The 24,904-nt window shown below is 39.2% G+C and carries 11 protein-coding genes; 4 read left to right on the forward strand and 7 right to left on the reverse strand.

Annotated features, from left to right (window positions below; translation table 11 throughout):
• Positions 1 to 18 precede the first annotated feature (18 nt).
• The 6 genes from sov to C4S38_RS09045 all read right to left on the reverse strand — a co-directional run bounded on the left by sov (position 19) and on the right by C4S38_RS09045 (position 16,413).
• Positions 19 to 7,437, reverse strand: coding sequence for a T9SS outer membrane translocon Sov/SprA (gene sov / locus C4S38_RS09020; protein ID WP_103983459.1), 7,419 nt, complete (start codon positions 7,435 to 7,437; stop codon positions 19 to 21).
• A 17-nt stretch (positions 7,438 to 7,454) separates the two neighbouring features.
• A complete protein-coding gene (gene ruvA / locus C4S38_RS09025) occupies positions 7,455 to 8,045 on the reverse strand; it encodes a Holliday junction branch migration protein RuvA (protein WP_103983460.1) in 591 nt (196 codons plus the stop codon).
• Positions 8,046 to 8,120: 75 nt separating this feature from the next.
• On the reverse strand, positions 8,121 to 9,575 hold the full coding sequence (locus tag C4S38_RS09030) for a TrkH family potassium uptake protein (protein ID WP_103983481.1): 1,455 nt from the start codon (positions 9,573 to 9,575) through the stop codon (positions 8,121 to 8,123).
• Positions 9,576 to 9,602: 27 nt separating this feature from the next.
• Complete coding sequence (gene trkA, locus C4S38_RS09035; protein WP_103983461.1) at positions 9,603 to 10,940, reverse strand: Trk system potassium transporter TrkA; 1,338 nt, start codon at positions 10,938 to 10,940, stop codon at positions 9,603 to 9,605.
• Between the two features lie 43 nt (positions 10,941 to 10,983).
• Positions 10,984 to 12,879, reverse strand: coding sequence for a 1-deoxy-D-xylulose-5-phosphate synthase (dxs, locus tag C4S38_RS09040; RefSeq protein ID WP_103983462.1), 1,896 nt, complete (start codon positions 12,877 to 12,879; stop codon positions 10,984 to 10,986).
• 312 nt (positions 12,880 to 13,191) lie between these two features.
• A complete protein-coding gene (locus C4S38_RS09045) occupies positions 13,192 to 16,413 on the reverse strand; it encodes a DUF6383 domain-containing protein (protein WP_103983463.1) in 3,222 nt (1,073 codons plus the stop codon).
• A gap of 549 nt (positions 16,414 to 16,962) precedes the next feature.
• On the opposite strand from C4S38_RS09045, the gene C4S38_RS09050 reads away from it, so the two are divergent.
• The 4 genes from C4S38_RS09050 to C4S38_RS09065 all read left to right on the forward strand — a co-directional run bounded on the left by C4S38_RS09050 (position 16,963) and on the right by C4S38_RS09065 (position 22,109).
• The gene (locus C4S38_RS09050) at positions 16,963 to 17,949 is read left to right on the forward strand and encodes a GSCFA domain-containing protein (protein WP_103983464.1); all 987 of its coding nucleotides are present in this window, start codon (positions 16,963 to 16,965) and stop codon (positions 17,947 to 17,949) included.
• A gap of 3 nt (positions 17,950 to 17,952) precedes the next feature.
• Positions 17,953 to 20,418: a bifunctional UDP-N-acetylmuramoyl-tripeptide:D-alanyl-D-alanine ligase/alanine racemase gene (locus tag C4S38_RS09055; protein WP_103983465.1), complete on the forward strand. Its 2,466-nt coding sequence runs from the start codon at positions 17,953 to 17,955 to the stop codon at positions 20,416 to 20,418.
• Between the two features lie 226 nt (positions 20,419 to 20,644).
• Entirely contained in the window at positions 20,645 to 21,502 is an 858-nt protein-coding gene (locus C4S38_RS09060) for an enoyl-ACP reductase FabI (RefSeq protein ID WP_103983466.1), read from the forward strand.
• A gap of 1 nt (position 21,503) precedes the next feature.
• Positions 21,504 to 22,109, forward strand: coding sequence for an L-threonylcarbamoyladenylate synthase (locus C4S38_RS09065; protein ID WP_103983467.1), 606 nt, complete (start codon positions 21,504 to 21,506; stop codon positions 22,107 to 22,109).
• 8 nt (positions 22,110 to 22,117) lie between these two features.
• On the opposite strand, the gene C4S38_RS09070 is transcribed toward C4S38_RS09065, so the two are convergent.
• Positions 22,118 to 24,787 (reverse strand): glycoside hydrolase family 2 protein, encoded by a 2,670-nt coding sequence (locus tag C4S38_RS09070; RefSeq protein WP_103983468.1) that lies wholly within the window; start codon positions 24,785 to 24,787, stop codon positions 22,118 to 22,120.
• Between the last annotated feature and the right edge of the window lie 117 nt (positions 24,788 to 24,904).

The following is a 24,904-nucleotide window of genomic DNA, read 5'->3' on the forward strand; positions in this document are numbered from 1 at the left end:
TATTATTGATATTTCGAATTATTGTGCCAATGAAAAACGGACACTTAATCCATAGTTTGAGTTTGAAGTCGGATATGATGCACTCGATACTAATGGTTTATTTACCTGCAAATCATAAAAAGCCCTTAAAGTAAGTGCACGGCTTAAACCATAGTCGGCAGAGAACTGGATTGTTCTTGCAATATTGCCACTGGTAGCTTGTGTAAAACCATCCTCTATCTTACGGATCAATGATTGCATTTTGCGAAATGAAAAATCCATACGAACCGTAAGGTCATTACTAAAGTCTCTTGTCTTTTTCATCTTCAATACCTTGTTGAATTCCGTCATTTTATATCCCAAACCTATAACAAACTCATTAGATAAAGCTTCCACTAACTGATAAGATGAAATATTCAAACTCAGATTCCGGGTAGTGCGGTATTCGGCACGCGCCGTTACATTATTCAGCATGGTTGCATCAACTCCCAATAAAGGACTAAATCCTTCAGATATGCTTACTGCTGCAATTTCATAAGGAGAAGAAGGTGTTGGATTGCCAGTTAACACATCCCGGATATAACCAAGACCATCCTGCCCCGTATCGACCCAGTTCAGAAATGAAGAGAATGTTCCTACACTATAAGAACAACGATATTGATGGCTCAACATCACACTTTTAAAATATTTCTTTATTGTCGGAATCTTTATCAACCCGTCATAGGTAATACGCCAGTTTGGCAACAAACTGGCTATTGAAGGGAAAGCGGAAAGTCCAACATTATTAGGATTCCTCCCGGTATAGGCAGCCAAAAATGCCGGAATTAATACATCCGTTGAATTTAAACTAACACCTCCGCGTTTATACGGACGCCCTGCATTTGGCGTACCCGCAATAAAACCGGCATTCGGATAAACGGTACCGGAATACATATTTTCCAGACGTTCTGCTATGATACTGCGATTGGACAGGAACTTATCAAATGCTTTAGACGAGTACCCATTTCCAGCATTGCCACTTCCTCCCAAAGCACTCCCCAAAGCAATAGTTGTCATAGTAAAACTACCGCCTTGAATTTCCGGCATACCATCATACATATATTGAATCTCCGTACTACGGGTATCAACACGATTTGCATTCAAATCAATTTTCAATCCGGGAATAGGTTCCAGATTTGCACGGATTGTCAGATTCTTCGCATTATTGATCATGGCCGGAGTTACATTAGAGGAATCCATTACCAGCCAGCCTCTGTCTGCCGCCTCATTAATATAATTACGGTCTACGGAACCAAAAGCAAAGCCCAGCCCCGGAGCCAATATGCCACTATTTCTTTTCTGTCCGAATATATCTCCAATTTGCGGACGAAAGCCTGGCAACATCATACCTGCCGTTGTAGAATACTGAACATTAATACGACGAACCATCATCAAGAAACGACTAGCATATTCTGCTGATTTATAAAAGAAATCTTCAGTTGGTTTAGGTCCGGGATAAATCGTCAATTTTAAATGTGCCGTATCTTTATTCAGAATCATTACCTGTGCGTAGTTAAGAGGTTTGTATTTAACTGAATATAATTTTCCATCAGCACCGCGGGCTTTAATACGAACTTTTTTCGTAAACATACCATGCTGGACAATAGTACCACTATCCGGATTCAATTGAATTTCTTTTTCCAGTTTCACCTCCTTTTTCTTCTTCTCTTGTTCACGGGAAGCTGTAGAACGAGTGGTGCTAAATTTCTGATTAACCTTCTTCAAAAATTTATTTTTGTTATACAATGACTGCATATTAAAACTACCCTGCCAATCAAATTGACGTTGGTTTTTAATGATATTTCCTATTTCAGTCTCAGCATCTACTTCTGCCCCACGATCCCAATTATAAGCAGCATTATATGATAATGAACTATTAACCCAATTAAGGGCAGGTACAAATTGTAATGGCATATTCCACGTCACAGACAGAGATTGGTCATATTTCATCGGCGTACCTAAGTCTGCAATACTTTGTTTTACCGAATCTTTCCAGACCTTATATGCATCCGGATTCAGCTCCTTGTTCACTTGAACATGAGGTTCCTCAATCCGGGCATTCGTTCCTGAAGTGAACGTTGCACTTAAATTATTAGTAAAATCCCAACGTAAACTAAATGCACGATCCCAATAAAAATTCTGGCTGAATGACACAGGTACTTTATCCCCTCCACTACTCTGACTCGTCAAGTCACGCAATTGAATTTCATAATAATTACGCATCATTGCCGTTTGGAAACTTATGTTAGAAGGTACATAATTCAAGCTTAATTGTTTAATATAGCTCGTATATCCATTACTCTTCTTTATCTTTCCAAACGGGCGGAAAGGTTTTACATAGGGTGTATAATTATACGCTAAATTTCCTCTGTAATCTTTGGTTGTTTCGTATTCCGTATCAGGATTCCGTTTACTGTTTTCGCTATATGAATATCCGAAAGAGAAATTCGCCGGATCATATGGCATCGGATTTTTGCTCTGTATGTTAACCCGCACGTTATTAAATGAAATACTTTTAATAATATTACGGTCCTGTGCAAAGTTTTTGATAGAGTCTTTTTCCGCTTTTGTTTCCATTTCATCCAAAGCATCCGACAGTTTTATATCCTGATCCAACGGATTATATTTTGGATTTGTAACTTCTTTCGAATAAGCATAATATAATGGTACGCTCACCTTTGCTTTTTCAGGAAATAATTTTCCTAATTCAATAGAGGTTGCTACACTATACTGAGAATAATCATCTAAACGACGTTCATTCAAAGACTGATCTAAAGCACCGAAACCTGCCGTTTCAATCCGTCCCGCAAGGTTTACCGTTCCCAGATCTGATAAAGCAACATTCAAATTTGCATTAGCAGCCCAACCTCCCGATTCATTAAAGTCGGTCAAACGAAGTTCATTAACCCAGACTTCCGCACTTTTTATTTCCCTGGAATTATTACGAACACCAATCATAATTGTTTTAACCTCAGACAAAGAAGGATTACCCACAATACTGATTTTATTCAACGGATGTTCAGAATCATTTCTGGAGTACACGGTCTGAAACGTAACATCGCCTGCTCCCATACGTTTTGCACGATTACGCTCCATCTTAATATTCGTCAGTTCTTCCAAGCTAAAATCCAACTTATTCGAAGTAGGCCAAACAGCTTCCCTGTCATCCGAATTATTCGAATTATACTGATCACTATGAGGTGTCAAACGCAATGGTACTTCATATTCATAATAATTGTTCTTATAATCAGATCCTAAACGAATGAAAACCGACAATTCATTACTTTTAAGTTCTGAAACGTTCGGGCTGAAAGCCTCCGCATGTGTAAACAGTTGCAAACGTTTATATTGACGTAAATCATAATACGTATTTTTATAAACAGCCCTTGCATCCTGAGGAGCCAGATTAGTTACTTTCAACGAAAGAGACTGTTCATTCTGTTGCACTAACTGAGGCTGACCAGGATCAAGCATACGGCTGATTCCCGGAGGAAGCACATAATTGACAGGTTGGCGATCGCTATTTTCTTCAATATTTACGGTAGAAACCTCCAAAGTACCTTTAATCGTAGGAGGTACTTTTGGATTGGATAAATCCTGTTCATACGAACGCCAGTCGCCTCTTACCAATTGGAATGTTCCAAAACGGAAAAATGTAGAATCACGAAAATCTGTCAAATACATACGCATAAAACGTATCGTCTTAAAGTTACTGATACCACCAACTGCACGATCGTATTTCTTTACCGGTATTTTAAACTGATACCAGGTTACTTTATCTGTTGTACCATCTACCAAGTTTACAGAAGATTCGCGCTTATCTACGATAAAATTACTTCCTACCACTAAATCTTTCGGACGGACAGAAACCCTATATTCATAATATTTTTCATTTTTATTCAGCGTATTGTCCTGATTTATATCTTCCACATCCGGTAAATTCTTTGCAGATGTATTATACCGGCCTGTTGATTCTTCTGAATTTCCCTCTGTTCCATTATAACGTTTGTAACGTTCCAAAATACTCTTTTCCTGTTCATCATAGTCCTCACCACGGAAATAATGGTAATTGTCACTGGCAGGATCATTAAACACAGAAAAAGGATCATTTTGCATATTGGCAACCGTAGAAGCCGGCAACTTACGCTTCAGTTTCTCCAAAAATTCCACATATGTATCGAAACCTAACTCTTCGGCAGTTGATAAGCCATTCAAACCTACATCCTGCAATTTTCTAGCTCCGGCTGTATTATCAAAAGCATATACTGTACTTTGCTGACGAGGGACTTTACCCCAGACAGTAGTATCTACCTTTGACACATCCCCATCTATAGGCAAACCATTTTCAAAAAACTTTTTCTCATCTTTCAGAATATCTTCCGAAATTTCCCCAAGGTTAAAATACAGATCGCCGCCTTTCACATCACGGTCATAAATAAAAGGATCCATCAACCAAAATTCTATATATTCGATATTGGCCGTCTCAAAATCACTTTGATCGATCTTACGCATAATTCCGCCCCATCTCTTTTCAGGTGCAGCCAGCGTTCCATCCGGATTTACATTGTCTGCATCCAGATTATAAGGTCCTCGTTGGTTCGGATAGTAAGCCAGGTTCAAAACAGAAAGAGTATTATTCTCATTATATCCCAAATCTTTGTTCGGAAACAATTCTTGTGAATAAACAGCACGCACATAATGATTAGACAATTGCTTTTTATCTTCCTTTAAATGTCTGGGTAAAGCGGATGAATTTTTACGCGTAAAAATACCGTCTATATAATACCAAGCTAATAAAGCCCTGTTTTTTCCGTATTCTATATTATTTACGAACTTCCCTTCCGGGAATAAAGCAGATGAACCCTCATCAGTTGGAGTGCTAGCTAAATTCCAGGGATATGGATTCAACAAATCAAAACCACTCTGAGTAGATTCAAAATCATCCAGATAAGAATATCCTCCGGTATTTTTATTTTCATAATGCCCGGCTATCAAATGGGCAAATTCTGCATTGAAAGATATCTGACTTGGTTTAGTCAATGTCAACAAAGGTAGCTTGTCAAGCATATTGGTCAACCATTGACTTTCGCCTTTATAAGAGGCATTCACGCCCCATAATGTATTTTTAATAGATTCATCACCAAATGCAGTTTTAGTAGTCAGCGGCATTTCGGACATGTGCATAATTGTTGCACCCAGATTAAAGTCTTTACTGAACTGATAATTCAAATCGAGCCCCATCATTGTCTTTCGCTGCATATTATACATCGACTGGTTTTCAAGAGAAACACTGACAGGAGTTCCGGCAGAAATAATACTTTCATTCAAAATTGTTACCGTACCGGAAGTATAATCTACAGTATAATCTACATTTTCTGTAAGAATCGCTCCACCTGCTGTTACTTTTACCGATCCCCGTGCTACATTAGTAGCCCCGAGTTGAATTTCAGAACCTGATGAAGCTTTATACTCCCCACGCATAATAAACTTATTCTTCTCTGCAATTTGTCGCGCAACAGTCAATGTAGAATCATATAATTCCTGATACACATATTTTTTAGAAATAGCATCATTACCTATTTTATTTTTCAGGTTTGAGCCAAACGGTTCAATTACCGGAAAAATAATTTTACCATTTTCCGATTGAACAGTATAACCATCAACATAGTCAAAAAAGCCGTCAGCATAAGGTTCATTCTTTGAATCCAAACGATCTAAATTCATCAACTTCAACCATATCTGATTTTTAAGTGAAGGCTCCGGAATATAATTTACATATGTACCGGCAGAATCGCTCTGATACATAATATCCAACTTAAACTTTTCTTTCTGTACAGAATAAGCGCCTAAAGAATAGACATTTTTCATCATCAAGTCCCAGAAAGGCATATTAGGTGCCATTGTAACACCTTTCAGCAATTTCACAAACAGACAATTGGCAGTATTATTGGAATTGTCAGTAGAAAATTCCCCCACTTGATATACCTGCCCGTTGGAAGTGTATTCAAATGCTACGGCCAATACTTCATCCTGTTGCAATTGTGTTTTCAATGAGATATATCCCAACTGTTTACTATAAGTATATTCGGATTCATCCAGTCTGCGGGCACTTTCTATTTCTTCAAAATCCTTTCCCCCATCCAGACTTCCCTGTAAGGCCTGCCCCACTCTGCTAATTTCACGGGCACCATCAATCGTTTGTAGCTTACTATATAAATTATTAGCTCCGTTTGCAGGTAAATTACTAGATCCGGCAGGCTGAATAAAAGAAGTATTACTTATATGTTTATGTTCCGCTAAATCAGAGAAAGCAACAATATTACGGGATTGATCATAATTACTTCTTTTATTTGTAATCCAGACCTCAATACGGTTAATCGTAATGGAAGAAGAAATATAAGGCAATTTTTTCATTGCATCATCATACGTATCCCTAAAATACTGAGCAAGGAAAAAGTGTCGGTTTTCATCATATTGATCAATTGTTATTTCAAAGGGCTTTGTTTGTACTCCGCCTTTAGAATTAACAGTTTTCGATTCCGACTCCTGCTGGGCAAACAATGCATTTACACGAAGTTTTCCAAACTGCAAATCGGTCTTAATACCAAACAAAGCTGCACCTCCGTTAATCAGCGAGTTATTAGTAGTCATACTTACATTTCCCGCTTCCAAAGATTTTATTATTTCATCTTCTTCTCCGGTATATGCCAGTTTCAGTTTTTTAGAATCAAAATCAAAAGATGTTTCAGTATTATAATTCATACCAAAATTCACTTTCGTTCCAACAGAAGCCTGAACATTTAATTGTACACTCTCATCGAAATTAAAGAATGTCCGATTCCGGGAACGCTCCGGCAAAGAAGGGTTTTGTACTTTATTATTCTTCAATCCCATCGTAAGTTCGGCAGAACCCTGTGTTTTAACCCGTACTCCACCCGGACCGAATATACGATCTGCAGCACCAATATTAAATTGCATATCTGTCAGGTTGAACTGCTTATTTGCCTCCTTTTGGAATTCTTCTTCATTTTTCTGGCGGAAATAAGAACGCAACGACTGTTGCATACTATAATCCTGATACTCTTCCGGCGTTAAAGTCATAGGTGTTCCCAATTCCATATCGCCTAGTTTGGTTCGAACAATGTAAGTGCCTGTTTTTAAGTCATATTCCACAGCGGTTTTTACATTTTCAGGATTACGGAGATCGGCAGGAGACTGTTTCACAATATCTTCATATTCCTGAGGAGAAGTCTTGGCTACAGGAAAACGGGGTGGAATTGTATCTTCGGGAGCACTTATTACTTCAAGTTCAGGCAAAGAGGCAGTATAAGTCAAGTAGTCGGCATTCAAAGAATACATACCGACCCCAAACAATAAAACAACAATCCACAGAATATATTTCAGTATCCGTTTTCTCATTATTTCCAACCCGAAAATTAAAGCATTCTGAGTGCAGTTTTTATAACTTGCTCAACAGCCAACATGGGTGACCCTTTTAATATTGTATTCACGGCTTTTTGAGAAGCAGCTTTCTGAAAACCAAGCATTACCAACGCTGCTACCGCTTCTTCAACTATTGCCGTATTACCCGGAACCGGAGATGTAGAAGAAACAGCAATTCCTTCTACCGGTTTCACTTTACTCTTTAAATCGACCAATATACGCTGTGCTGTTTTCGCCCCAATCCCTTTCACAGCTGTTAAAGCCGTCTCATTTTTTGTCGAAATAACCTGTATTAATTCGGAAGGAGGAAGGGAAGAAAGAATCATTCGTGCCGTATTGGGACCAACTCCCGATACTGAAGTTAAAAGCAAAAATAACTCCCTTTCTATTTTTTCGGCAAAACCAAACAACAGGTGGGCATCCTCCCTTATAACTTCATATACATAAATTTTCCCCGCAGACTTCCCATTATAAGCACTATATGTATTTAAAGATATATTGAACTCATAACCAATGCCACTACATTCCAGGATCATACGTGCAGGCGTAAGTTCTACAATTTCGCCCTTTATATATTCTATCATTTATGTGTCAACTTAATGATTCGTATCTTTTATAACGTAAAATTAAACGAAAACGTATATTACGAATCGTAAAAATTACTGCTTCCAAAATCCGGGAAGCAATATTGTAATTACAGTAAATATCTCCAAACGTCCAGTCATCATCAGGAATGAAAGCACCCATTTCGAAAAGTCAGGTAATGCAGAAAAATTATCAACAGGCCCTACGCTCCCCAAACCGGGTCCTGTATTACTCACTGCTGATACAGCAGAACCAATCGATTCCTCAAAACCTACTCCATCAACCATCAGCAGCAGACAACCCACCACTATCAGGCTAATATAAATAAAAGCAAACGACAAAACCCGATATACAACCTCATCGGACAAAGCATGACCATTTACACGTACCGGCACTACTGCATGGGGATGTGTCCGTTTCTTAAATTCATTCAGTAAGTTTTTTGTCAGAATCATAAAACGTCCCATCTTAAAACCTCCGCAGGTGGAACCGGCACATCCACAGATTATCATCAGAATGATAGCTATTAACCAGAAAAAAGGCCCCCAAGGGATATAGTTGGCTGTCGCAAATCCACAAGTAGAAACCAAGGTTGCAACCTGAAACGATGCCAAACGAAATGCCTCCCCAAAACTACCGGCAAATCCTTTTTGCATCAGGTAAAAAGTAACAATCAGCATTGTCCCCGCTACAAATATATAGAACCAGTGGGTTTCTTCGTCTTTCAGAAGCTTTCCATATTTTCCATTAAAAAAGAAATAAATCAACGCCATATTAGTAGCTCCAATGCACATAAAGAACGTAATCACATAATCAATATATGCAGAATTCCAATAAGCAATACTAGCATTTTTAGTAGAATATCCCCCTGTTGCCATCGTTGTCATAGCATGGTTAACGGCATCATACAAATCCATCGGTCCTGCCCACAAAAAACAACAAAGAATAATAGTCAGAATCATATACACACCCCACAAGCGTTTGGCAACCTGAGCAATACGCGGGCGAAAACGTTCGTGCGTAATACCAGGCGTCTCCGCATCAAACATCTGCGCCGCTCCTCCACCAAAAATCGGCAACAATGCCACAGTAAAAACCACCATTCCGATCCCTCCTTGCCATTGTGTCAAACTCCGCCAAAATAAAACACCTTTAGGCAATGATTCAATATCTGTCAGGATAGTAGATCCGGTGGTTGTGAATCCCGACATCGTTTCAAAGAAAGCATCGGTCACAGTATTAATATATCCGCCTATATAAAAAGGAAGCATTCCCAGCAAAGAACAAAATATCCACGTCAATGTAACGATTAACATACCTTCCCGTCGTCCTACATTATATTCGTTTGCCCGAAAACCAATCATGTAACAAACCAGGCCGGTACCAAACATAATCCCACAAGACTGCAATAAAGGGATTACATCGTCCCCTTTATAAATAAATGCCACAGCCGTAGCAGCAAGGAGAAATAATGTCTCAAGGATAAACATTCCTCCCAGCATTTTAATTATAAAACGAATATTCAACAACATATCTTATAAATTGCCAACTGCCAACTAATTAAAATAGTCTTCTATTTTACGCATTGCCGTATCCAGACAAAATACAACAACATGGTCGTAAGCTTGTATCTGCGTATCACCTTTAATCATCATAGGTTCTCCATCCCGGATAAGTCCCCCCAAAGTCATATCACGAGGAAGGCGCAAATCCTTAACCTGCTTTTTTGTGATTTTCGAATTAGGGCGTGCCACCAATTCAGCAACATCAGCGTTGGCAAATGTCAGGCATTTCACATTAGAGACATCCGCATCCAATAAAAATTGATAAATATGACTGGCAGCAATCAATTTTTTGTTGATAACAGAACCAATATCCATACTTTCGGCTAATGATATATAATCAATATTTTCAATTTTAGCAATTGTCTTAAATACTCCGAAACGCTTAGCAGCAAGGCATGCCAATATATTTGTACTCGAATTTTCAGTCAAAGCTATAAAAGCCTGTGCATCTTTGATTCCTTCTTGCATCAACAAATCCGTATCTCTCCCGTCACCATTAATTATAAGCACATTACCGGGTACGACTTCCGCTATCCGATGGCTTTTTTCTTTATTGGTTTCCAAAACTTTCACGCGGATATTATTCGGCAGATACTGGCAAGCGCGAATTGCAATACGACTCCCCCCCATAATAAAGACCTTTTTCACTTCCGGGTCTTTCTTACCTGCATGCATGCGCACATCTTCTATATGTGCTTTAGTAGTTGTAAAAAACAAAATGTCTCCAGGTTCAATCCTGTCTGTACCCCGAGGAATAATCGTTTCATTCTGGCGCTTAATAGCTACAATATGATAAAGTTTCTGTTCATTCAACAACTCCGACAATTGACGATTAACAATACGGGCATTATCGCGTACTTTCACTCCAATCAGAATAAGTGCCCCGCCAAACAACTCCCAATATTGACGGGCCCACGGACGACGTACGGCAGTTACAATCTCTTTTGCTGCCAACATCTCCGGATAGATCATAGAGCCAATGCCCAACTTCTCAAATAATTCTTTATTTTTAGGCAACAGATATTCATAGTTATTGATTCGTGCAAATGTTTTATGAGCACCTAACCGGTGAGCCAGAATACAAGCAGTCACATTTGTCGTCTCTTCAGGAGTGACACTTACAAACAAATCCGTATGCCTGATACCGGCTTCCTCCAAATCCCGCAAAGAAGTAGGATTTCCTACAATAGGAAGTATCTCCATGCCCGAATTGGGAAAATTCAAACGCTCCTCATTAGGATCCATCAATATAATGTCCTGGTTCTCCTGAGACAACATTTTTGCTAAATGTGTTCCCACTTCACCTGCTCCAGCAATGATAATCTTCATAATACGCTAAATAGTCTAAAATACATACACTACGCACTCTTTATCAAAAAGAACTTATTAAACCAGCAATACTTTCCGCATCCATATTGCACAATTTATATAGTTCGGGAATGGAACCGTGTTCTATAAATTCATCAGGAACACCAACACGTTTTACTAAAGGAGTATATCCTTTATCTGCCATAAATTCAAGGACAGCACTACCTAGTCCCCCTTTTATCACACCATTTTCAACCGTAATAATACGAGTAAACTTTTGGCCTACTTCATGCAACAGTTCTTCATCTATCGGTTTCAAATAGACCATATCATAATGAGCAACAGATATGCCTTTACTTTCAACCATCTGTATTGCTTTTATCACTTCATTACCTATAGATCCCAGCGAAAGCACAGCAATATCTTTTCCTTCACGTAACTTTCTGCCTTTGCCTACCGGCAATATCGTCATTTCATTGCGCCAATCCTTTTTTTCACCCTTACCACGCGGATAACGAATTACAAAAGGACCATTTGCCGTTTTGTATCCGGTAAACATAAGGTTTCGTAAGTCCAGTTCATTCAGGGGAGATGAAATTACCAAATTCGGTACAGGTCTGAGATAAGCCATATCAAAAACACCATGATGCGTTGCTCCATCCTCACCAACTAAACCTGCACGATCCAAACAAATAACCATGTGCAACTTTTGTATGGCAACATCATGAATAAGCATATCATAAGCTCTCTGCATAAACGATGAATATACATTACAAAAAGGAATCATACCTTCTTTTGCCAAACCCGCTGAAAAAGTAACAGCATGTCCTTCTGCAATACCTACATCGAAAGCCCGGTCGGGAAAGGCTTTCATCATATAAGTCATCGAACATCCGGTTGGCATTGCAGGAGTAACCCCTACTATCCGATCATCTTTTTCTGCTAATTCTACCAGTGTATGGCCAAACACATCCTGATAAAGCTGAGGTTCTTCCAAACTATGCACAACTATGCGTTGTCCTGTCTCTTTATTAAAACGTCCCGGAGCATGCCATTCTGTTGCCGACTCTTCTGCAGGTTTAAATCCTTTTCCTTTTTTTGTTTTGATATGCAATAATTTAGGTCCTTGCATATCTTTTATATCATTCAGTATTTTTATTAAATAATTTACATCATGACCATCAATAGGTCCGAAGTAACGAATACTGAATCCCTCGAAAAGATTATGCTGTTGAGTAAGCAACGCTTTCAGGCTATTATTAAACCTGAGTATATTTTCACGACGATCGTCGTTAATCAATTTCATCTTACGCAGTCCGCGATACACATCATACCGCATTTTATTGTAAGTCTGGCTTGTTGTAATATCTACAAGATACTGGCTAAGTCCACCTACACTGTGGTCAATAGCCATATCGTTATCATTCAGTATAATAAGCAAATTATTAGGATTTGCAGAAGCGTTGTTCAGCCCTTCAAAAGCCAATCCGCCTGTCATGGCACCATCACCAATAACCGCAATTACATGACGATCTTGTTCATTTTTCAAAGCAAAAGCAACAGACATACCCATTGCAGCTGATATGGATGTAGAAGCATGTCCGGCAATAAACGCGTCATACTCGCTCTCTTTCGGATTAGGAAAGCCACCTATTCCTTTAAAACGGCGCAATGTATGAAATTCATCACGGCGTCCGGTTAATATCTTATGTCCATAAGCTTGATGCCCCACATCCCAAACAATCCGGTCATAGGGGGTATTAAAAACATAATGGAGTGCAACTGTCAATTCAACAGTACCCAGACTGGCTCCAAGGTGGCCCGGATTTTCAGATAAGACATCTATAATATACTGACGTAAATCAGCACACACATCTACCAGCTTATCTTGCGACACCCCTCTCAGGTCTGCAGGATTATTTATGCTGCTCAATATATGCTTATTTTTGCATTCCGCCATTTCTATTACTTTTTGTGGCAAAAGTAAAGAATTAACGGCATATATAATAGTTTTAGCCGGTCAATTATTCTATATACTCCATTGCAGGCTTAGTTTGTTGACATAAATACAAAAGCCTTATCAGTCTATTTAACTGATAAAGCTTGTCTTGTAGCTGTCGTTCTTCTTCACAGAAGTATTGACAGTTAGAACTTTATTTTTTACTTAGTAATAATGCTACTTGTTCGCTTTTCACAAGTTACTAAATGGCTCTCCCGAAAGAGAGCCATTACGTAGCATTCAAAATATTTGATTATAAATTCGTTTGCTTAATTACTTAACCATTGCTTTTACAGCAGCCTCACCATCAACAGCTACTATAACTGCACCCTGAGGTACCACAATAGTTTCATTATCAGATGTAGCTACAGCTGTTGCAACTGTCTGGCCTAAGATATTAGTGATAACGACTTTCTTACCAGCGGCACCAGTAACTGTTACATTACCTTCACCTGCAATAATTGATATGCCAGAATTAGTAATCACTTCATTATCTGTAGCAATTTCGTCGTTAGCAACATGCTTAACATCAAAGATCAAAGCATCATCACCACCAGTCATTTCTTTGAATTCAGAAGTTGCCTTATCTGACAATACCAAGCAACCATTCTGCATCTTCAACCATGCTGCATATTCAGGAGCAATATCCTTATCACTAGCTTTCTTCATTGATTCAATCAAGAAAGTCTTGTTATCAGTACCCGGTTTAACATAACGCATTGACCATGTTATAAGTTTGTGCTTATCAGTTGTCAAGTTTACAATATAACCCTTACGGCTATCGGTAACAGCATCATTAGCTTTGATAATCTTAGCAAGCAAAGCAGGATTTACATCCTTCTTTGTTACACCTGCAAATTCATCTTTCAATATATACAAGCTATCACCATATTGGATTGCTTTTACGAAACCTGCACGGTCATATTCTTTCCAGTTATAACCTTTCTTTGTAGAACCAATTTCTTTTCCTAAAGCAACTGAATCTGCGAAGTTTACAAGATATTTACCGAAACGCATATCAGGAGTAGCCTGGATGTCATGTTTACAATCTTTGATAGGCTCTTTACCTGCATCGATCAGTCTCTGACATTCTGCACATCTCTGGAACGGAGTACCCTTAACATCATCACGTTCGATTGAGATCAGGTATTGAGGTTTGATATAACCCAAACCACGGTTAACCCAAGCTGTATCAACAATGAATGACAATCCGGAAGGAGCAGCACCTTCAGTATAAATACCTAAGAAGTCTACGCCAGGAACTTTAAAGTTCTTGTTTCCTTCAATCTGCAATACTTCACCACGATATTGTTCTACAAATCTTAATGTATCAGATGCATCGCCTTCGTTTCCTTCTAACTCAGCATTATTGAAACGTCTGTAAAGAGGAGCGTCTATTTCTTCCACAGTGAAAGCAGAAGTTCTTGATTCTGCAGTCAGGTTCTGAACTTTCAGAGGAGTTGTAAGACCGTCATCGGCAACACCTACCTTATTTGCATCATCAGCAATCTGGCAATAGCCGTTATTTTCTACAAATGCATAGTAATGCTTACCATCATAATGGTTGTTTTCTTTGAAGTAGAAGGTATCTACAGGAACAACCGAACTTACAGAGTATTTATCTCCGGCAGCTGTTTCTTTCAAAGATTTGCTTCCGTTATAAATAACATAGTGAACTCTGCGTAGTTGAGCCAGACCCGGGATCTTTTTCAAAAGATCTGCTGTTACGTCAACACCATACACACTATCACGTCCTTCTTTCATTGTGAACGGAGCGTAATCATCCTGTACATACAGAACTGAATCTGCAGAACTGTTCAAGCCAATCCACTTGTTGTGATTGAATGCATGCAAATAATTGAATTTAAACTTAGTAACATCCAAATCTGCAGCTTTTACACGCTTGTAACCTAAATATGCATCTTTAATGAAAGCAGAGTCACCTTCCTGGCTTCCGATCTTGTCAAATATCAAAGCACCTCCATTCAAACCTAAAGAAGCATCAGCAGTAACAATGTTATCATTTTTATCTCTAGTTAATTGCAAAGATGCTACGTTCTGAGCTTTAAACTCACGGTTAATAACCTTAATAGTAGATGTTTTAGGCAGAGCCTCTTGATTCTGAACGATTACCCATTGATAAGCAGGCATATGTCTCGGTTCCTGAGCATCCAATTTTACCCATTCGATAGAAGTTCCATTCTTATGGATAGGAGCAGCTAGCACTTCACCCTTAGCATTCTTGATAATATACAAACCGCTAGGTACAGAAGTTCTATCACTTTCAACTTCAGCGCAACCGGCATAACCCAAAGAAATATGAACATTCTGGTCCAAACTATCTATTGTCAAAACCTTTTCTGTACCCAAATCCTGAGCAAATACTCTGGCATTTTCAAATCCAACAGTATCAGTAGGTGCAGACCAAGTTTTAGCAGTTTCGCTTGTCTTAAATGTAGCACGGTGAACATAGATATTAACGCTATCAACAGAAGGTCTATATGTGAACAAGAACTGGTGTTGAGCTTTCAATGCCGAATTGTTCAAAGAATCAGTAGCAGAAATCTTATTTGTAGTTTCCTTCAATCCAGTCCAGCCATAAGCCAAATAACCATGACCAATTGTATTAGCATAAGAAGTATCTACGCGTAAATACGAAGAGTCTGCTTTCAATACATAAACATAACTCGTAGAATCTCCACTGCCATTATCAACCTGTTTTGCAAAGAATTTATTGCTCTTGTCGTTAAATGGATTGTTCTTCGCTACTTCCGGTTTAAATTTCAAATTAACACCAGCATCGGCTTTCTGTTGGCCGAAAATAGTATTGATCTGATTTGCATTCAAAATAATTTCAGGAGCAGTCTGAATAGTCAGTTTAGTAAAGAAAAGACCATCAACAGCATCTTTAATTGCAGCTTCTGTAGCATCTGCTTTTACTGCATAAAAATATCCGTTACTCGGATTATAACCAAGACCAACAACAGAGTCTGTTTTATAATAAGAATACAAAGGCTTTCCTTTTTCAAGTGATCCTTCATAAGACTTAGAGAAAGCCCATCCATAGACTTCACCACCAACTATTACAGAATCCTTAAGAGCAGGCCATTCCATTGTGCCCAAACCTTCGAGGCCGGTCATTGTAATATCCAAGCGCTGGCCTGTACCTTTGTTGATAAAGTCAAATGTAGGATTTTGACCCAACTTTTCAGGAGCAGCCACATTGACACACCACAATGTATTTGCCAAACTGTCGGCATTAGCAGGAGTCGGCACAAATTGCAAAGCTCCATCTTTACTCATATAGACAACACTGTCCGCATAAGTTCCGGTAAAGGAGCCATTTCCCAACTGATACAAGCCATTGTCGCTAGCAGGCAATTTTTCAATAGCTCTAGCTCCCGCAAAATTCACATTGGCGAAGTCAGCAGCCCCCACTGTCAATGAACTAAGTAAAGCCAAGCCACCTACAAGAGTAGAAAACTTTTTGTTCATAATCTAAAAATTTAATATTAATACTAAAGTGTAATAAGTTCATTATCAACGATCGTCCTTATAAAAAATGACTAGGGAAAACGATCATTTTCCCTAGTCATTTTATTGACCATTTTTGGCCTGTTTGTAACAGGAATCGTTTGTTTTGTATGCTATAGGTTATATTGTTGATAAGAAAGAAGATAGAGAAGAAAAAAAAGAATATAAAACCGTTGCAAGAATGAAAGAAAGATGTACCTTTGCAATGACGAATCTAAACGATCGTTTTCCCTAGTCGCTTCAGACATCTATAATCAATTATATAACAACATATTACAAACAGAACAAGTATATTATATATTTAATGTACGCGTACATTCTTGTAATTACTGTTTATCATATGAACAACCGCTTAACCAAAACATTCGCACGCCATATTTCAATTCATCCCGATGTTATTAAAAATTCATCCCGATGATTTTACAAAAACATCCCGATCATTTCTTTTTTCGTGCATAGCTAGACGGCATTCAAATATTTTATACATTTGTCTATAAAAAAGATGTATAAATGGAGTTTTCAACACACATAGTAATACCCAAATGCAAATTCTCATTTGAATACGGAGAACAAATCATATTACTAGGCTCCTGTTTTGCCGAAAACATAGGAAATAAGCTACAGGAAAATAAATTCGATGTAGATATCAATCCATTTGGTACACTATACAATCCGGCTTCTATAGCTTCTGCATTACGGATGCTTTTACGACCTGAACAATTCACGAAAGATGATCTGTTTCTACACGAAGGCACTTATCATAGTTTTACGCATCATAGTAGGTTTTCGTCTATCTCAGAAACAGAATGTCTGGAAAATATGAATCAACGGCTTTTAAAATCTGCCGAATATTTGCGAAAGACCAAATGTCTGGTCATTACATTTGGAACAGCATATGTTTATAAATTAAAAAGTAACGGACAAATCGTCTCCAACTGCCATAAACTACCGGACAAGATGTTTTTGCGCGAAATACTTTCTGTCCAAAGTATTATTGATGATTGGAATTGCTTGCTATTATCTCTGTGGGAACAAAATCCGGAACTTAAAATTCTGTTTACCGTTAGCCCTATCCGTCACTGGAAGGACGGAGCACATGGCAACCAGCTCAGCAAAGCATCTTTATTACTGGCTATTGATCAAATACAAACCAATTTCCCAACACAAACAGCCTATTTTCCAGCATACGAAATCATGATGGATGAACTCAGAGATTATCGATTTTATGCAGATGACATGCTACACCCATCGTCTTTGGCAGTAGAATATATTTGGCAAAGATTTGTCGAGAATTGTCTATCTTCAAAAAGTCTAACAATATTTAAAGAATGGAATGAAATAAAAAAAGCGCTTAATCACAAGCCCTTTCAACCGGAAAGTGAAGCCTATAAACAATTTATGTCGCAAACTTTGTTAAAGATGGAACGTATTAGCAATAAAATACCTTCCTTTGATATCTCAACAGAGTGTGAATTAATAAAGTCTAAACTAAAGTAAGGAATGGAATACGCTATTAAAGAAGTTGCCGGAATTATAGGAACAAAAACAGACAAACTACATGACAACACTATAAGCATTTTGCTTACCGATAGCCGCCGCCTCTCTTTTCCGGAACAAAGTCTTTTCTTTGCCCTTAAAACAAAAACAAATGACGGGCACAAATATATCGCAGAATTGTACAAACTTCGTGTTCGCAATTTTGTTGTAAGCACAATCTTACCGGAGTTTGACGCAATGGCAGATGCGAACTTTCTTGTGGTAAAAGATGTACAAAAAGCCCTTCAAAAATTAGCGACCAATCATCGCAAACGATTTAATATACCCGTAATAGGTATAACCGGGAGTAACGGAAAAACAATAGTAAAAGAGTTTCTATATCAATTACTTCATAACGAATTTAATATCGTTCGTTCGCCCCGGAGCTATAATTCGCAACTGGGAGTACCGCTTTCTGTCTGGCAAATAAATGAAAAACACACACTGGGTATTTTTGAAGCAGGAATTTCGCAACCGGATGAAATGGAGCGTTTACAGCCCATTATTGCTCCCACCATTGGAATTATCACGAATATAGGGGAAGCACATCAGGAAAATTTTGTTTCAACAACACAAAAATGTTTGGAAAAGCTGAGTTTATTCAATGATTGCGAAGCTATCATATATGACGGAGATAACGCATTCATCGCAAATTGCATAGAATCGGCATGTCTGTCACATAAAGCAATTGCGTGGAGCCGTACAGATTCGGAAGCCCCTTTATTCATTGAATCGATCCGGAAAAAAGAAAATAAGACAACTATCCATTGCACGTTATTAGGATTTAATCGCGTCTATACGATTCCGTTTACAGACGATGCTTCTATCGAAAACGTGATACATTGTATGGCTGCCATGCTTTACCTAAAGCCAACCAGTGTAAATGACGAAGAAAAATTCTCGCATCTGGAACCCGTCGCGATGAGACTGGACGTAAAACAAGGAATAAATAACTGCCTGTTAATCAACGACACATATAATTCGGACATCAACTCGCTGGATATAGCTCTAGACTTTCAACAAAGTCGGCGTGTCGAGAAAAAACTGAAAAGCACATTGATACTTTCCGATATCCTGCAATCCGGCACATTGCCTAAATCCCTTTACAAAAAAGTAGCAGATCTGGTTCGCAGAAAGAAAGTAGACCGTATAATAGGCATTGGCCGCGATTTATGTGAATATGGAAATGTCTTCGAAATGGAGAAAGAGTTTTACCTAAAAACAGAAGACTTTATCAAATCCCCCTCTTTCCGTAAATTCAAAGACGAACTTATACTCATAAAAGGCTCCCGCCATTTTCATTTTGAACAAATTTCAGAATTACTGGAAAAGAAGGTGCACGAAACCATCCTGGAAGTAAATCTGGATGCCATTGTTCATAACTTCAACTATTACCGGTCTAAGCTAAAACCGGAAACAAAAATGGTCTGTATGGTTAAAGCTTTTGCTTATGGGGCAGGCTCGTATGAATTAGCTAAGACTCTGCAAGAACATCGATGTGATTATCTGGCTGTTGCCGTTGCTGATGAAGGAGCCGAATTACGTAAAGAAGGTATCTCTATCCCTATCATTGTGATGAATCCGGAATTTAGCAGTTTCAATGTTTTACTTGAAAATCATCTGGAACCGGAAGTTTATAGCTTCCGCCTTTTAGAGGCCATGATTCATGAGACAGAACGCCGGGGCATTACTTCTTACCCCATTCACATCAAGATCGATACAGGAATGCACCGGTTGGGCTTCCAGCCCGAAGATATTCCGGCTGTATGCGAACGGATAAAAAAACAATCTGGTGTAGCAGTTCGTTCCGTATTCTCTCATTTAGCAGGAAGCGATTCATACATATTCGATGATTTCACCCAGCAACAATTGGATAAGTTCGCAAAAGCCTCTGCCGAACTGGAAACCGGTTTGGAGTATAACGTTATCAAACATATCCTTAATTCTGCCGGAATAGAACGATTTGCAAAATACCAAATGGATATGGTTCGTTTGGGTATCGGTTTATACGGTGTAAGCGCATCCGGACAAAAAGGACTAAGAAATGTAAGTACACTCAAAACAACCATATTACAAATTCAAAACGTCCCCAATGGAGATTCTATCGGATACAGCCGGATGAGCTTTGTTAAACGGGACTCACGCATAGCCATCATCCCGATTGGATATGCGGACGGCCTGAACAGGCACTTTAGTAATGGTGGCGGAGAAGTTCTGATCAATGGACATCGTTGTCCCATAATAGGGAATATATGTATGGATGCCTGCATGATAGACGTAACAGACATTGATGCCCACGAAGGCGATTCCGTTATTATTTTCGGAGAAGATCTTCCGGTTAGCGAACTGTCGGACAAACTTAAAACCATCCCTTACGAAATACTTACATCCGTATCGCCAAGGGTCAAAAGGGTATACTACAGAGAATAGTAAAAAGTAGAATATAGATATTGCCAATGCAGATATTCGGGCTATGACAAAACAATGGCAACAATTGCATTGTTTTGATAAAGAGAGCTAAAATATATAAGTTAATCATCGGCTTCACAAAATTAATCAAATGTATATGAAAGGTTTCCTTCCGTGCGGAAAACCTTTCGGTTTGTACATATCGCACATTTTGTGTACTTTTGTGCCGAAATAAACATAATTAAGTATGAGTCATAATTTATTGAAAGGCAAACGCGGCATTATTTTCGGTGCACTGAATGAAATGTCTATTGCCTGGAAAGTGGCAGAAAGAGCCGTAGAAGAAGGAGCAACCATTACTTTAAGTAATACTCCCATAGCAGTTCGTATGGGTCAGATAGATGACTTGGCGCAAAAACTAAATGCAGAAGTAATACCGGCAGATGCAACCAGCGTGGAAGATCTTGAAATGGTATTCTCAAAATCCGTTGAAATACTTGGTGGCAAAATAGATTTCATATTACATTCAATCGGCATGAGTCCTAATGTCCGTAAGAAACGTACGTATGACGATCTGGATTATGATATGCTGGAAAAGACACTGGACATTTCCGCTATTTCTTTCCACAAGATGTTGCAGGTTGCTAAAAAACAGGACGCTATTGCAGAATATGGTTCTGTTATAGCCCTTTCTTATGTGGCAGCCCAACGTACATTCTTTGGCTACAACGATATGGCCGATGCAAAAAGCCTGCTGGAATCTATCGCCCGCAGTTTCGGTTATATCTACGGTCGCGAAAAAGGAGTCCGTATCAACACCATTTCACAATCGCCAACATTAACAACAGCAGGTAGTGGTGTAAAAGGAATGGATCATCTGATGGACTTTGCAAATAAGATGAGCCCTCTGGGTAATGCTAATGCCGACGAATGTGCCGACTACTGCATCATGATGTTCTCCGACCTTACACGCAAAGTAACTATGCAGAATCTTTTCCACGACGGAGGCTTCTCAAGCATGGGTATGAGCCTTCGTGCTATGCACCAGTATAGCAAGTGCCTGGACGATTACGCGGATAAAGACGGACATATCATTTACGGCTAATATGCTTATAAAGATTTACCCTGAAAATCCGAATCAAAGAGAAATAGACAAGGTAATCTCCGTCTTACAAGACGGGGGTCTTGTTATTTATCCTACCGATACTGTCTATGCTATTGGTTGCGATGCTCTTAATGTACGTGCAGTAGAAAAGATCTGTCAAATGAAAAACATCAACCCGCAGAAGAGCAACCTCTCTATTATCTGCTATGATCTTTCAAACCTGAGCGAATATGCAAAAGTAAGCAATGCGGTATTCAAACTGATGAAGAAAAACTTACCAGGTCCTTTCACTTTCATCCTTCCAACAAGCAGCGAACTGCCTAAGATTTACAAAAACCGCAAAGAAGTAGGAATCCGTATCCCCGACAACAATATCATCCGTACTTTGGTAAAAGAACTGGGTAACCCCATCCTTACCACTTCCGTGCACGACGAAGACGATATGATTGAATACACGACCGACCCGGAACTCATTCATGAGAAATATGAGAACCAGGTCGATATTGTCATTGACGGAGGTTACGGAGGCATCGAAGCATCTACTATTGTAGACTGTACAACCAACGATTTTGAAATACTCCGCCAGGGAAAAGGTGAACTGATATAGCAAAATACCTATTGAGGACAAACCATACGATCGGCAGTCCAACTATCCACTACTATCTCAATCCTTTCTTTAGGAACAGAAGTAGTAAAATCCAGTTTTACCTGTTGTCTGTCTCCCGGCATCAATGTGATATAGTTATCGGAGTAGTGAACAGGCAGTATGCGCTTTCCGGTTTCTTTATCAAACACTTTAATACGATTGAAGAAAGATATTTTCTTATCAGCCTCCAATTCAACAACTCCTGAGTAAGTAGTACCTCCACCGTTAACCAATCTGGCTTGCAAACGGGGTGTTGTTCTTGGCAACTGATATAAAGTAGTATAATCCTTTGGCGAAGTAGTCAACCAATAAATATTGGACGTAATCTGCTCTTTACTCTCATTATCTGCAAGCGTCAGTTTCAGAAAATAAACACCGCTCACGCTTTGTGGTTCGGTAACGGTAAACAATTCTTTCACCGTATTAGCATCCATATCGGCTATAGTTTCCTTTTCCCAAACACGTTTTCCTTCCCGATCATAAATCTCGGCCTTTACTAAAAGATTTTTACAATCGTAGATATTCGTATTCAACAGTTCTACTTGTTTTTCAACCGGATTATAGAAGGGGTGCAAAGGTTCGCATCCTTTTTTCGTACCATATAAAGAAGCATTTACATCCAATGTCCAGTCATACATCTGACCACGCAAAGAAGTCCACGGATTCTGGGTCTTCCATATCAATATACCGGTATACCATTTCCACATATTAGAAGCCCATCCTTCCATAAAACTACGGTATTGATCATAATTTACTACTTGCGCATGCTTACAATACGTCTCAATATCCTTCACCTCACCCAAACGCTCCAACTGATCCAGATAGCCCAAATCCTTATGATAGCGCCACACGTAATTACGCGTCCGGCCTCTACGTGGAAATTCCGCCAAGTCCTGCTCCGTCATCATCTCGCGCATACTTTCGATTTCCGGCGAACCAACCGACCCGGCCTCGGGATTAAACGGATGAGAACGAAAAGTAAAAAACCACTCTACCTCTTGGATACCGTAAGGACCATCTCCATTATCACCTAACAAATTGCGGGTAAATACCGTATCTGTAGAAAAACTGGCAAAAAGACGTTCAGGGTCGAGCTTAGGGAATACTTCCGTTTTCAACTTTTCATCTATATCTTTTGCCAAAGGCCATTCATTCGCGCCACACCAGAAACAAAGGCTTGGATGATTTCGCACCATCTTTACCTGATCTTCAACAGAAGCTATGAACAAATCATGATTATCCGGATATTCCCAACGACGTTCCTGCGATTCCAGTTTCGTAGGATCTTCCCAGGCGCCGTTGCAATCTCCACTACCCCATAAATCCTGAAAAACCAGAATACCGTATTCGTCACATGCATCATAAAATTCAGGGCGTTCAAGCAAAGCCCCACCCCATATGCGCATCATACGCAAATTCATTTCGGCATGGAAACGTACCTCATCCCGGTAACGCTCGGGAGAAAGACGAAGCAACCAATCGGAGTTGATATAATTTCCGCCTGTAATATAAATTTTCTGTCCATTAACAAAGAACATACGTCCACCCGTAACCGGATCTTTTTCGGTCGCGATTTCGCGTATACCATAATGAAGATTTTCGCTATCGCTGACCTGTCCATTCTGCTCGAAGCGAATGTCCATTCTATAAAGGGGATGTTTACCTATGCCGTTAGGCCACCAAAGTTCCGGATTTCTTATACTCAAATCTTTAAACGCAATGCATTTCTTTTCTTTCGGCTGCAAAGAAACAGACTGCTTCAATGTTTGCCCGTTTGTTTCACAGACCAGCATACCCTGCTGTGGCACGTTTGTAGTGTTTTCCAGTTCCACAGAGGTTTTTACAAACGCATCCTTCTGTTGTTTATCTTTAGGACTGCGTATACCGGGCACTTTAGTTATTACGTAAGGATGTTCCACTTTAACCGCACCTGTTGTCGTAATAGAAACCTCATCCCAAATGCCGGTATTACGGTCACGCACCGGCTGAATCCAATCCCAGCCCGGGGTATATTGCATTGTATTATTGCGGGCAATCATTCCGTCGCCACCTTGTCCGCCATTCGGGTTTCCGGGATAAGTAGGAGGAAATACAATAACAGCAAGAATATTGGCTTTATCGGAATGAAGATAAGGAGTTATGTCAAAACTTTTCCGAAGAAACATTCCTTCATGTGTAGTCGCATTGATACGTTTTCCGTTCAGAAAGATATCCGCTTTATAATTTATTCCCCTGAAGTTAAGCCATACATTTTTATTCTGAGGTAAGTCGGGCGTTTTAAATTCTTTCACAAACCAGAAAGTATAAAAACCGGAACCTGTTTCATAAATATCGGGTATCAGGTTATTATTCACCCCAAACTCCGGAGCGGGGAATAATTTATTCTCCAACATTGTAGTCAGTACCGTACCGGGAACACGGGCAGATAGCCATCCTGCCTTATCAAAAGGGACTGCCGAGAGTGTGTTGCCATCTACTTTTACCTCATTTGCCCTTCGGGCAATCCAGCCGGAGTTCAACAACACTTTTTGACCCGGCTCAAGCAACTTAATGACTTCTATTGCCTTAATATGAACCGGAACAAGTAAGCACAAAAGGCATAACCATACAGTGAAAAAGTTACAATTATATTTTTTCATAACACTAATTAGTTTAGAGTATAAATATAAGAATAAAATTATACCCTCCATCGTTCCACATTTACCAAATGCTTACCAAATATAATCCCGATGCCTATCCTTTTCGGTTTAGTTGCC

This window comes from Parabacteroides chinchillae (assembly GCF_900108035.1).
In the GTDB taxonomy this organism is placed as follows: Bacteria; Bacteroidota; Bacteroidia; order Bacteroidales; family Tannerellaceae; genus Parabacteroides; species Parabacteroides chinchillae.